Annotated in this window: 13 protein-coding genes and 1 tRNA gene; 3 read left to right on the top strand and 11 right to left on the bottom strand. The window is 41.4% G+C overall.

Annotated elements, in window-relative coordinates:
- Positions 1-156 precede the first annotated feature (156 nt).
- Genes gpmI through NQ505_RS03305 form a run of 3 tightly spaced genes read left to right on the top strand, consistent with a single transcriptional unit; the run spans position 157 to position 2,691 of the window.
- Positions 157-1,671 (top strand): 2,3-bisphosphoglycerate-independent phosphoglycerate mutase, encoded by a 1,515-nt coding sequence (gpmI, locus tag NQ505_RS03315; RefSeq protein ID WP_008998135.1) that lies wholly within the window; start codon positions 157-159, stop codon positions 1,669-1,671.
- 24 nt (positions 1,672-1,695) lie between these two features.
- Positions 1,696-2,061, top strand: a complete 366-nt coding sequence (locus tag NQ505_RS03310) for a four helix bundle protein (RefSeq protein ID WP_008998134.1) — start codon at positions 1,696-1,698, stop codon at positions 2,059-2,061.
- 48 nt (positions 2,062-2,109) lie between these two features.
- Entirely contained in the window at positions 2,110-2,691 is a 582-nt protein-coding gene (locus NQ505_RS03305) for a DUF3109 family protein (protein WP_008998133.1), read from the top strand.
- Here NQ505_RS03305 and NQ505_RS03300 read toward each other — a convergent pair.
- From NQ505_RS03300 to NQ505_RS03250, 11 genes are all read right to left on the bottom strand, one after another.
- Positions 2,688-2,897: a hypothetical protein gene (locus tag NQ505_RS03300; RefSeq protein ID WP_004298238.1), complete on the bottom strand. Its 210-nt coding sequence runs from the start codon at positions 2,895-2,897 to the stop codon at positions 2,688-2,690. The genes NQ505_RS03305 and NQ505_RS03300 overlap by 4 nt on opposite strands.
- Before the next feature lie 210 nt (positions 2,898-3,107).
- Positions 3,108-5,066, bottom strand: coding sequence for a DNA topoisomerase (ATP-hydrolyzing) subunit B (gyrB, locus tag NQ505_RS03295; protein ID WP_008998132.1), 1,959 nt, complete (start codon positions 5,064-5,066; stop codon positions 3,108-3,110).
- Between the two features lie 198 nt (positions 5,067-5,264).
- The gene (rpsT, locus tag NQ505_RS03290) at positions 5,265-5,519 is read right to left on the bottom strand and encodes a 30S ribosomal protein S20 (RefSeq protein ID WP_004298235.1); all 255 of its coding nucleotides are present in this window, start codon (positions 5,517-5,519) and stop codon (positions 5,265-5,267) included.
- A 42-nt stretch (positions 5,520-5,561) separates the two neighbouring features.
- Positions 5,562-5,633: transfer RNA gene (locus NQ505_RS03285), tRNA-Glu, on the bottom strand.
- 530 nt (positions 5,634-6,163) lie between these two features.
- The gene (locus NQ505_RS03280; protein WP_008998131.1) at positions 6,164-7,138 is read right to left on the bottom strand and encodes a FimB/Mfa2 family fimbrial subunit; all 975 of its coding nucleotides are present in this window, start codon (positions 7,136-7,138) and stop codon (positions 6,164-6,166) included.
- A 31-nt stretch (positions 7,139-7,169) separates the two neighbouring features.
- Positions 7,170-8,663 (bottom strand): Mfa1 family fimbria major subunit, encoded by a 1,494-nt coding sequence (locus NQ505_RS03275; protein WP_004307388.1) that lies wholly within the window; start codon positions 8,661-8,663, stop codon positions 7,170-7,172.
- Between the two features lie 24 nt (positions 8,664-8,687).
- Positions 8,688-10,103, bottom strand: a complete 1,416-nt coding sequence (locus tag NQ505_RS03270; protein WP_004322478.1) for a DUF3868 domain-containing protein — start codon at positions 10,101-10,103, stop codon at positions 8,688-8,690.
- Positions 10,104-10,151: 48 nt separating this feature from the next.
- Positions 10,152-10,343, bottom strand: coding sequence for a hypothetical protein (locus tag NQ505_RS03265; protein ID WP_074726671.1), 192 nt, complete (start codon positions 10,341-10,343; stop codon positions 10,152-10,154).
- Between the two features lie 11 nt (positions 10,344-10,354).
- Positions 10,355-10,924 (bottom strand): DUF3575 domain-containing protein, encoded by a 570-nt coding sequence (locus NQ505_RS03260; protein ID WP_004298230.1) that lies wholly within the window; start codon positions 10,922-10,924, stop codon positions 10,355-10,357.
- A 12-nt stretch (positions 10,925-10,936) separates the two neighbouring features.
- Positions 10,937-11,968, bottom strand: coding sequence for a DUF3868 domain-containing protein (locus NQ505_RS03255; protein WP_004298229.1), 1,032 nt, complete (start codon positions 11,966-11,968; stop codon positions 10,937-10,939).
- Between the two features lie 25 nt (positions 11,969-11,993).
- The gene (locus tag NQ505_RS03250; protein ID WP_008998130.1) at positions 11,994-12,665 is read right to left on the bottom strand and encodes a DUF3575 domain-containing protein; all 672 of its coding nucleotides are present in this window, start codon (positions 12,663-12,665) and stop codon (positions 11,994-11,996) included.
- Positions 12,666-12,924 lie beyond the last annotated feature (259 nt).

Raw genomic sequence — 12,924 nt, 5'->3', positions numbered from 1 at the left:
TCAACATATTGAAAGTAATTTTACAAAGTAAGAAAAATATCCATAGTCTGGTGTACTTCTGCCCTGTAACTTAACATAGATTAAACGTTTACGTAACCATCTTTTTTGTACCTTTGCGCCCGAAAATCAGAGTGATAATTTAAATATTGAAATATTATGAGTAAGAAAGCCCTTTTAATGATCCTCGATGGTTGGGGATTAGGTGACCAAAAGAAAGACGACGTAATCTTCAACACTCCCACTCCTTACTGGGATTATCTGACGACTACTTATCCTCACTCTCAACTTCAGGCAAGCGGTGAAAACGTAGGTTTGCCCGACGGACAGATGGGTAACTCGGAAGTAGGTCACTTGAATATCGGTGCCGGACGCGTAGTTTATCAGGATTTGGTAAAAATCAATCGTGCATGTGCTGACAATAGCATCCTGAAAAATCCTGAAGTCGTTTCTGCTTTCTCTTATGCAAAAGAAAACGGAAAGAGTGTTCACTTTATGGGGCTGACTTCTAACGGTGGCGTACACAGCTCACTCGTTCATCTCTTCAAACTTTGCGATATCGCTAAAGAATATAATATCGACAATACATTTATCCACTGCTTCATGGATGGTCGTGACACTGACCCGAAGAGTGGTAAAGGCTTTATCGAAGAACTTTCTGCACACTGTGAGAAATCAGCAGGCAAGATTGCTTCTATCATCGGCCGTTATTACGCTATGGACCGTGACAAACGTTGGGAACGTGTAAAAGAAGCTTATGACCTGCTTGTAAACGGCATAGGTGAGAAAGCTACCGATATGGTTCAGGCTATGCAGGAGTCTTATAATGCAGGTGTTACAGATGAATTCATCAAACCGATTGTGAATGCCAACTGCGACGGAACAATCAAAGAAGGTGATGTTGTTATCTTCTTCAATTACCGTAATGACCGTGCCAAAGAGTTGACTGTTGTATTGACTCAACAAGATATGCCGGAAGCAGGTATGCACACCATCCCAGGGCTGCAATATTACTGTATGACTCCGTACGATGCTTCTTTCAAGGGCGTTCATATCCTGTTCGACAAAGATAATGTATCTAATACATTAGGCGAATATCTTGCTTCTAAAGGCTTGAGCCAACTTCATATCGCTGAAACAGAAAAGTATGCGCACGTAACATTCTTCTTCAATGGTGGACGTGAAACTCCGTTTGATAAAGAAGATCGTATCCTTGTTCCTTCTCCCAAAGTGGCTACTTACGACTTGAAGCCGGAAATGAGTGCTTTCGAAGTAAAAGACAAATTGGTGGCTGCCATCAACGAGAACAAATATGATTTCATCGTAGTGAACTTCGCTAATGGTGACATGGTAGGTCATACCGGTATTTATGAAGCAATCGAGAAAGCTGTTATTGCTGTAGATGCTTGCGTGAAAGATGTAATCGAAGCTGCCAAAGCACAGGATTACGAAGCAATTATCATTGCCGATCATGGTAATGCTGACCACGCTTTGAACGAAGACGGTACTCCTAACACTGCTCACTCTTTGAACCCTGTTCCTTGTATTTATGTAACAGAGAACAAAGCTGCGAAAGTAGAAAACGGTCGTTTGGCAGATGTTGCTCCGACTATTCTCAAGATTATGGGTCTGGCTGCTCCGGCTGAAATGGACGGAAACGTTTTAATAAATTGAGAGTTGAGAATTAAAAATTAAAAAATGATAGCTAAGAATAATGCTATTCATATTAAATCGTATGCGTTTGCTATTCGTATAGTAAACGCATACAAGTTTTTAGCAGAATCTGAAAAAGAGTTTGTTTTATCAAAACAGTTATTACGCAGTGGAACTGCTATCGGAGCTTTGGTTGCTGAAGCTCATCATGCACAGAGTGGTGCAGACTTCTTGAATAAAATGAATGTTGCACTGAAAGAAGCAAATGAAACATCTTATTGGCTTTCTTTATTGAAGGATACTCATTATATGGACGAAATAGTCTATCAATCTATTTCTTCAGATTGCAATGAATTGGTTGCGCTTTTAGTTTGCATTGTTAAGTCTATGAAAGATTCACTTAAAAAATAAACCAAAACATTTATTTCTCAATTTTTAATTCTCAACTCTCAATTTAAAATGATACAAATAGGTGATGTAGTAGTATCTCTTGATGTATTTCAGGAGAAGTTTCTTTGCGACCTGGGTGCCTGTAAGGGTGCTTGTTGCATTGAAGGTGATGCCGGTGCTCCGGTAGAGCTGGATGAGGTGATGGAGCTGGAAGAGGTTTTGCCGGTTATCTGGGACGAACTGGCTCCGGAAGCACGTGCGGTGATTGAAAAGCAAGGGGGGGTATATACGGATCAGGAAGGTGATTTGGTGACTTCTATTGTCAATAATAAGGACTGTGTGTTTACTTGTTATGATGAGAATGGCTGCTGCTATTGCGCGATCGAAAAGGCCTATCGAGAGGGAAAGACTGCCTTCTATAAACCGGTGTCCTGCCATCTTTATCCTATCCGGATTGGAGATTACGGACCTTATAAAGCGGTGAATTATAATCGTTGGGACGTATGCAAAGCAGCGGTTTTGCTGGGAAAAAAAGAGAATCTTCCTGTATATCAGTTTTTGAAAGAGCCTTTAATCCGTAAGTTCGGTGAAGAATGGTACAAAGAATTGGTTACTGTTGCCGAAGAACTGAAAAAGCAACAGTACATTTAAATTCTCTTCCGGTTCTTGCGTATGCAATATACCTGATATAGTAAAATACACAATGCGATAATAATTCCGCATGCCGGTATCATCCATACTTCCGGATGAATAATAATCAAGAAAATACAAGTGGCGATCACGCAGGAAGTCAATACAATAAGAAACAACCTGATCTTTGCAAATAACGGATTAGGAGCAGTAGTTTTCATTTTCATAGTTATGTTTTCTTTGCTTTTTATGCAAGATAGTGATTTTGTATGGAAAACGTTTCTGCTGTTAGCTTTTATTAAGAGATAGGTAGTTGAACTATTCGAACATAGAGCCCCTTTGGGCAAAAGAAAAACGCCGATCGAAGGATGTTCCTTCGCCATCGGCGTTTCCTCGTTGTAAGATGTGAGGTTGGTTTATAAAACGTAATTATTTAATTATGTATCGATATTTGCATACGTTGCATTTTCTTCAATAAACTCGCGGCGTGGTCCTACATCTTCACCCATCAACATAGAGAAGATATAATCGGCTTCAGCAGCGTTGTCAATATTTACTTGTTTCAACATACGGTTTTCGGGGTCCATAGTTGTTTCCCACAACTGCTGTGCGTTCATTTCACCCAAACCTTTGTAGCGTTGCGTATGAACAGCATTTTCCGAACCGCCGCCGTAAGTATCGATAAACTTCTGGCGCTGTGCATCTGTCCAGCAATACTCTTCTACTTTACCTTTTTTGCAAAGGTAGAGCGGGGGAGTAGCGATGTACAAATAGCCATTCTGAATAATCTGTGGCATATAGCGGAAGAAGAACGTCATAATCAGTGTGTCGATGTGAGAACCATCGACGTCGGCATCGGTCATGATGATAATCTTATGATAGCGCAGCTTCTGGATATTTGCTTCCTTGCTGTCCTCTTCAGTTCCGATAGTAACACCGAGAGCTGTGTAGATGTTGCGGATTTCATCACTTTCCAAAGCCTTGTGATACATGGCTTTCTCCACGTTCAGAATCTTACCGCGCAATGGGAGGATAGCCTGGAACATACGGTTACGTCCTTGCTTGGCAGTACCACCTGCCGAATCTCCCTCGACGAGGAATAATTCGCACTTCGTTGCATCCTTATCCGAACAGTCGGCCAATTTACCCGGCAGACCGCCTCCTGACATTGGAGACTTGCGTTGTACCATTTCACGAGCTTTTCTTGCTGCATGACGTGCGGTAGCAGCGAGAATCACCTTGTCTACAATTGTTTTTGCTTCCTTCGGATGTTCTTCCAGATAATATGCCAATACTTCACCTACTGCCTGGTCAACAGCACCCATCACTTCGTTGTTACCCAACTTCGTTTTAGTCTGTCCTTCAAACTGCGGTTCAGCTACTTTTACAGAAATAACAGCGGTCAAACCTTCACGGAAGTCATCTCCCGAGATTTCAACCTTCACCTTTTCCAGCATCTTGCTGTCTTCAGCATATTTCTTCAACGTACGGGTCAGCGCACGACGGAAACCTGCCAGGTGTGTACCACCTTCGATGGTGTTGATATTGTTAACGTATGAGTGAACGTTTTCGGAGAATCCGGTATTGTACATGATAGCCACTTCAATAGGAATTCCCTGTTTTTCCGAGTTCAGATAGATAACGTCGTTAATCAAGTGTTCGCGTGAAGACTCGATAAAACGTACAAACTCTCTCAAACCTTCTTCTGAATAAAACTGCTCACCCTTGAAGCTTCCGTCCTCGTTCACAACCCGACGGTCCGTCAGGGTGATGCGGAGACCAGCGTTCAGATAAGCCAACTCGCGCAGGCGTGAAGCCAGAATCTTGTAATCGTATACCGTTTCTGTAAAGATGGTATTGTCCGGCCAGAATTGTTGGCGGGTTCCCGTGATGTCGGCTGTACCGACTTCTTTTACAGAGTAAAGCGGTTTACCGATCTCGTACTCCTGCTGATAGATTTTACCATCACGGAATACTTGCGTAGTCATGTGGGTAGACAGCGCGTTTACGCAAGACATACCTACACCGTGCAAACCTCCGGATACCTTGTAAGAACCCTTGTCGAATTTACCTCCGGCATGTAGTACGGTCATGGCAACTTCCAGTGCCGACTTCTTTTCTTTCTCGTGATAGTCCACCGGAATACCGCGTCCGTTGTCCTGTACTGTGATTGAATTGTCTTCGTTGATTGTTACTTCGATATGGTCGCAATAGCCGGCCAATGCTTCGTCGATAGAGTTGTCAACGATTTCGTATACCAAATGGTGAAGTCCCTTGACGCTGATGTCACCAATGTACATCGCAGGGCGTTTTCTTACTGCTTCAAGACCTTCCAATACCTGGATGCTATCCGCAGAATAAGACCCGTTATTGGGAGTGATTTGTTCTTCGCTCATAATTGCCTTTCTAACTTTAATAACGGAGCAAATATAGTGAAAATTGTCGACTTGGCGAAGAATAATCAGTGAAAAATAAAGAATGCGGGTTGATTCTCCGCTTTCTTGATAAGTTTGATATTCAGTTGGTTATAAACAAGAAAGGCCGAACTTAAAAGTTCAGCCTGGATGCTATATAGAATTGTTAAATTCTTATTATTAAGCGAGCTTGTTGATGTAAAGAGCCAACTTAGATTTCAGATTGCTAGCTTTGTTCTTGTGAATGATATTCACTTTAGCCAACTTATCCAACATCTTTGTAATGCCTGGGTACATTGCAACTGCTTCTGCTTTATCAGTAGTTGCACGAAGCTTTCTAACAGCATTTCTCATGGTCTTGCCATAATATCTGTTGTGAAGTCTTCTTGTCTCTTCTTGTCTGATTCTTTTCAGTGATGATTTATGATTTGCCATCTCGACTAATCTATTTTTTTAGTTCTTTATTCTTTTAACTTGTAGCCCGTGGGGGAGTCGAACCCCCCTTTCAAGAATGAAAATCTTGCGTCCTAACCGATAGACGAACGGGCCATCCTGTTGTTGCATTTCTGCATTTTGCTTTCTCGAATCTGTGTTTGTTTCTCGATTGCGGATGCAAAGGTAGGAACTTTTTTGAAACTGACAAATGATTTATAGGAAATTTTTCATTGAATATGTGTTTTTTTTCAAAGTGGCCATTCTTTTATATTGATATTCAATAAAATAGATGGTTTCAGTTTTTATAAAAAAAATCTCCCCAGTGAAAAATACTGGAAGATGTTCTCTTCCATTTACCTTATTATATTATAATGGAATAAAAAGGCTGCTTATTTTTGTGATTTCTCTTGTAACAAAAAAAAGTGCATTCTCTCCTCGCTTGGACAGAATGCACTAAACACAAACAAAACAAACAATTTTAATAAAACGATATTTTCTTTGAAAAATCGTTTTATTAAGACGCTACATGTAGTGGGAAACATTACATGAGCAGAGGGCAAAAGAGCCCACTAGGGTACTTCGCAGTAGCCTTTGTAAATACATCTCACCTAAATATTGTTTACATACTATTTCGTCACACGTTTTTAAGACTCCAGTTCGGAGTTGTTCAGGCGTATAATCCATCCGTTAACTTGCATTCTTGGGCATATCTGCGGAATTCCGGTATCTGATGGCTGGATAAAGAACAAAAGCGTATATGAGTCCTGACGGTCGAGATACTCCTGGTCACTCATTTCACCTATATCATTGTAGATTTTGGATAACAACAGATATTGAGTGAGTGGGAGACGAAGAATGTTCTGGCCGCTTGGTATATGTTTGATCGATAAGGTTGTCTGATCTCCTTTCATGATACGTAATGTATTTAATCTCGCATGGATGACCGGAGTTTGCTCGGACATTACAGCCACTTCCTTCTGGTATGGAAGATAGTAGACTGGAGTTGTACCGACCGGTGTGTTTGTGTAGTCTATTATTCCGTTGGCAGATTCCAGAGTAAAGGAAAAGTCCTCTTGGCTTAGAGGGGCATTTGCTTCATCTTGAAGAATGCATGAGAAATAATTAGTATCTTTCACTAAATTGGCGGTAATAACCTGATATTTTTGACTAATAGTAATATTTTCAAGGCTACTGTAAAAGAGTGCATTCAGTTTCTTGTTCGACTGATTCTTATTATCGCATGCCAATGATATATTCAGGGACCTTCGTTCCGTTTGTCCAGCTTTGAGATTAGGGAGCTGGTACATGTGGTTGGATGTCCCTCCCCATATAAGCAAACGATAAGTTCCTTCGGGAAACGGTACTCTTACCATACAGTAGCCTTGATGTAATGTAATGCTGTCTACGTCCACTCGATCCACATATTTATCATCCTTGTCGAAAGCAAGGATGGTAATGTCGCTTACTTGTGTGGAGGCAGCGTCCACATCTAGTATATTATAGGTATACGAGATTTTCAGCCAAGTCCCGGAAGGGCAGTCTGACAAGTCGTCGTTCACCCAGTTGCAGGATGAGAACAAGGCGATGGCACTGATAATATAGAGTAAAAATGGACGCATTTATAATAAATTTAGTTCGGGTGGCCAATACTTATTCAAGTTCTACATCTTGATTACGTACGGCCCACGGAAAAACATTGAAATTGATGTCTAGTTCGGCTTTATATTCATCCGGCTGATCCGGGTCGATGAAAGGTTCGCCGCTACCGAGTCCTGCAATTTTGTTGACTGACAATCTGTATATATTGTTGCGTACGATACCGAATTCCATAACACCCATTTCCGGAGAATTATTATCAAGGTGTTTGATCCAGTAATTGTAATAACAAGAGTAGTTTTCCGTTTTCTTGAAACGTTTGATACTATATCGAGCTAGCTCTTCTGTTGTCGAGTTGTCAGTGACATCGTCCGGCAAATTATTAAGGACTAGTTTACGGATTGCATCTACGCTGGTATAAAAGTTGTAATTGAAGTAGAACATATTAGTCGGCCAGTTGGACTGATTGCTAACTACATCGCCATTTTCATTGAAAACGCGGTCGGGGGCAATATCCATGTTGGCTTTGAACATAACTCCCGTGCTGTATGCATTCAGTTGGGCGTCAAGGAACATACAGTTTTCCAGGCAGTAGATATGTGACCAGCTGTTAGCTTGAGCCATGCCTGCCCAGTTGCCGTCGTTGATATCCAACTGTACTAGAGCTTGTGCAAAGAAACCGTCGGCGTTTGTAAAGTCCCCGGCGTTCTCCACTGTTTTCTTGAAGAAATAAGGATCGATAACATAACCATTGTTGTCGTTGATATCACCGAAGTTTTCATCAGTATATGAGTCTGGTTCCTGAAAACTGTTCAGTACTGCTGTATGGCGGAAAGTATAAAACTGGGTTGCCAAGTTCAACATTCTAAAATTGTTCAGTTTGATTGTACAGTAGGTCTTTCCGGATGGGTCTGTTAGTGGGAAAGTTTCTTGTGTTTGAGTCAGTTCAACTTTGGCAACCACGCGTTCAAGACCGATGGATACACTAGTCACTTTATCGGAGTCTGTAGGTTTTTTCACTTCAACGTTCAGATTGGCAGCTCCACGATTGGTCATAACGAAACCGTTTTCGGGTACGCTTGGAATTTTTCCTGCACTGTAAGTTACGGCATCAACTGCATTCAGAAAAGCCTCTTGTGTGCTGATATTTCCTGTGATTGCTTTTCCGTTAGCTATGGCAAAGATGTTATAAGTTCCCGGATTTACAGTGATTTTGTCGGCGGTGTACTGTATATTTTGACCGCTCGTAACTGTCCGGTTGATGTTCTTCAGTTCCTGCTGATCTTTGAGCGTTTTTGTGGTCGAGTCAAATAGATAAACAGTGAGACTCTTTACCGCATATTCTTCTTTAGAACCTTCGGTGGTAACGCCGGACGATTCGGCACTTCGACTGGTAGCAACGTTTGGAATCTCGAAGAACAAGGCGAGATTGCCATTTGACTCTGAATGAGTATCATCGGCGATGACAACATCTGCATCATTGATGCAACTGTACTGTGTGACTGCTGCGAATAAAAGCAGTGACATTAATTTACTGAATCTTTTCATTTTACATTTGGTTTTAATGAGTGTTTATTTTAGTGCACGGACTAATTGCAGATTATTATCCGCTTGTGATAGTCCTGCTTTTTGAGCTTGTCTGAATAAGTACTCTGCTTCTTCATAGTTGTTTTTAAGAAAGCATAGAACTCCTTTTGCTAATATTGTTTCCGGTACTTTCGGAGCTTTTTCCAAATAAGTGGCAGCTGTTTGGACGTCTCTTTGCATCAAGGCTATGCAGGCGGCATTCAGGTTGGCTGTGGGATTATCGGGAAATAGTTGTACGGCAGTCATGAAAATCTGATTATAAGTTTCGCTTCCAGGTGTACTGGCAAGTGCGAGACGAAACATTTCTTCAAGACTCAAATTTTTAGGGTTTGTAGTAAAGACTTTCCGGGATTCTGCAAGAGTAAACGGGCGTACACGATACTCAATAGTGTAGTCGGAATGTCTAAGTAGAGTAAACCAATGCTTCAGGACAAAATCGTAGAATGCAGGGAAGTGCTTTTTTAGCTTTCTCTCCTTGCTATCGGGGTGAATGTCGCTTGTTATGGTTTTTATTATCGCTTCTTTCTCTTGAAAAGTCGTATCACAGAGAAGAGCTTCAAATCCTTCCCAATCTTCAGGAGTATAGTCTGTCTGGATATGCGCTCCGTCGAATGCATATAGCTGATTTACATACTCTTTCACAGATTGAGTACGTTCACGGGCCAACTTCTCATTGAGTCGGTAAGGTCCGTCGGGTGAAGCGTAGCCGTGAATGCTGATGTGTGTGATGGTAACGTTGGTGTCATTTTTAATGGTGTTGATTGTTTCAATAATTTTATTCAGTTCTACTGTATTGTTGCTGTACGTTTCGTATATAGCAGTCACATTGACAGGAAAATCAATAAACGCGCACCCTTTTTCTTCTCTGATTTTCGAGGTTTCCACTTGGGGAGTCAAGAATACGAGTTGTGGAATAGGGGTTGGCTGTGGGTGTAAACGGGCGATACAAGTGAGATTTTCTTCACCCGGAATCCCACAGCCACAGCTTTTCTCAACGAGTGAGAGAGTGGCATGATTCATCCAACTTTCGAAAGGTACAGATTGCAGATAATGCATTGTCTGCCGACTTCCGTTTTTTCTTTGCAATGCTTCGGCTTCTTTTTCCTTCTTGCCGGCTTCGCGCAAAAATATGATGTGTTGTTTTCGGCTGTTGATATAGATAGCTGGTAATTCCAACCGGTGTTCCAAACTGTCACTGACAACAGGTACCAATGTCATTGATTCATTGGGCAGGAAGTCACGGGTGATTTCTATTTCAATAGAAACCAGTAATTCTTTCCCGGCCTTGTGCAGGCTGGAGGAAGTGGCTCGAACAGTGCCATCATCTCCTGTTACAGGTGTCTGTGCCTGAAGAGAAAGAAATAAGATGGCTGCAATGATAAAAGTTCCTCCTGTTTTCATAATTTTATAACTAAATGACTTCTTATCTGTAACAAAAGCAATCATAACTCACCATGGATAAATTCGTGAGATGATTCCTTGCTGTTGCAATGCTTTCAATATCTTTATGTCCTTTATTGATCTGCTGATGCCTCCATGCCCTAGATAATATACTCTCCATGGGGTAGAATGGCATTGACGTGCTATTCGTATGTAGATACTTCTTCTTCTGGAGAACCAGACTTTCCATAAACTTTTCATCCTGTTTTATTTTAAAATAGATAAACTAAACTTATTGAAGCCTTACTAGGCCCTATGTAATGATAATCACCTTTGTCTCGTAATCCGGCGCATTCCTTGACGCAGTTGTACTGCTTGTAGCGGATAAAATCGTATCCTACTCCCAGACTTGTTTCTATATTCCAATGATTATCCAGCATCCAGTGATATCCGGCACTGATACCTCCACCTGCCAGCCATCCTTCATATCTGTATTTTTTCAACCCGGCGAATATACCGAAAGGCAGTTTTTTCCCTCCGATATTGAATTGTGCCCCATTGAGGTAAGCACCCCAGAAAAAGCCGTTAAACTTCTGGCAAGTCCAATATTTATATTCTGGCTGTATCAGCCAATAGCGGTTCACATATTTCTCTTCCCGTTTCCATGGTCGCAGACTGCCGGTCAGTTCAACTGTACTTTTATTTCTTATGGCATAGGAGACTCCGGCTTCGAAAGCCCCATCTATTGCCGGAAGCGCATTCACGCTGACTGCTACTCTCTGTGAGCGACAGTGGAGCCAACCAACTGATAAGAATAGGAATAAGAATAAGAAATATTTCATTGTGTCTGTTTGTTAAGGACGTTTATTATTTTCAAAAAATACATTCAGATTGTAAGAAGCTTCTTCGGAACCTTCTGTCTTAGCAGCCTTTAACATGCGAATACCTTCGTATGTGTTTCCAGTCATCAGCTCATATACACCCCGACAATTCTTGTAAGCAAGGCTGTCATGAGGAGCCATCGATAAAAACTTGCTTATTGATTGAGTGTCTCCTTGTTCGATGGCAGCAGCGGCAGCGTTTAGGTTGGCGATGGGGTGTACAGGATACAGTTTGACACTGATGTTAATAATTTGGTAAAACTTAGCTTTGTTATCTGCATACGACAGAGCTACGGTATAGAGTTCGCGGAGCGACAACATTTGTGGATTGACATCAGCCATAATCTTAGCTTCTTCAAGATTAAAATTCAACTCTTTCTGGTTTCGTATATCTACATCATCCGTAGCCGGGGAAACATACGAACCTTTATATTTCATTTTTGTGGTTGTCATATCAGCTGGAGACGTGTTTTCTGCTGTTGACGTAACCTCGTCCGGATTCTTTTGGGAGGATGGGAGTGCAGCAGGTTGAGATGTAATGAGTAAAGTATCTTTCAACGCTTGTTCACCTTCAGGACGGATGATTGTTCTCCGAAGGAGGAGAGTTGCGTGGTTCATCCAATCTTCTGCGGGCAACGAAGTTCGGTAAGCGATGGTGCGGGAATGACTTTCGTCGATACCGGCAACGAGGTAGGTTGCGTTCTCTTCCTTATGCTCGCTTTTTTTTCGTAATATCTGGTTACGCAGATATAATTTTTGTTTTTGTTTGCCGTTTAATAAGATGGAAGGTAGTAAGATTTTTCTTTCCTGTCCGGTTAAGACGGGCGTTAGTCTGACGGCATTTTTAGACTCCATATTTTCTATCTCTACCGATACATCCATGGAGAGAAGTAATGAATCTGCCCGCACTCCGAGAAAGTGTGGAGTAATATCCAGTTTAATGTTTTGTGCCGGGAGTAGATTGCATATCAATAAGCTGAAAAATATGAATGCTTTCGTTTTCATTTTATGTGGTTATTATTAGGTTGATTTATCGGATGAAATATATAATTGATATCCCTGCTTGTGTAGGTCCCCAGTAGTTGCAGCTTGATTTTTCCAATAGGGCTGCACCTTCAGACTGTCCGTAGCGTTTATAGTTAAGGTGTGCATATCCGAGTGAGATTCCTGCTTCCAGATTCCATTGAGGGCTGATTATCCATTGATAACCGTAGGAAATGCCGAAACCCGCCAGATTGCCTTGATATCTGTTGTGAGCAATCTGCCTGTTCTCAATACCCAGCATTTTCCCATCGCTGAATCCCCAGGGGAGCATTCCTCCAAAATTGAACAAAGCATAGTGTAGCTGAAAGCCGATAAAACTTCCTGTGAATGCTTCATTAAACCATTTACGGTATTCTGGCTGCAACAGGAAATGCTTCATCTTTTTGTTCCCTCCGAAGTTCCAGGGGTTGTAATTGAGGGAAAGGCTGATGGTATGCGTATCGTCACATCGCACTTCTCCTCCCATATTGAGAGTAGTGGTTAGATCGTAAAGCAGATTGCTTTTAATGGCTATATTTTGTCCGCAAAGGTTCGAAGCAGGCAGAATACATGCAACAAAGGCAATGATGGCTAGCCCATGTCTAATGTTTGCTGCATGTCTCCACCTGTTGCTGGCAGCAGACCTTTCATTTTTGCTGATATTGGGTTTGTGTGTCATAATTATTTGTTTATGTGTATCTGTTACTTCTTAGGTAACGGAACTCCTGTTTAATGACAGGAACACATGGGGGAAAAGTAAAAAAGACGGTGGTCTTTTATTGATATATGTCTCTGGAAGCTTTCGGACAGAAAAAAGTGGTCCGATGATTGGCAATAGATAGTTGGAACATGAACTAAAAGTGATTCGTGTTCTCATATCTTATTTTATTCTTCGAAAGAAGTTGAATAAAATAATGTATAATTAATTTGGAATGTAA

The sequence above is a fragment of the Bacteroides sp. D2 genome (genome assembly GCF_025147085.1).
Classification (GTDB): Bacteria; Bacteroidota; Bacteroidia; order Bacteroidales; family Bacteroidaceae; genus Bacteroides.
The sequence above is the reverse complement of the archived record's forward strand: the minus strand, read 5'-3'. Positions and strand labels throughout refer to the sequence as shown.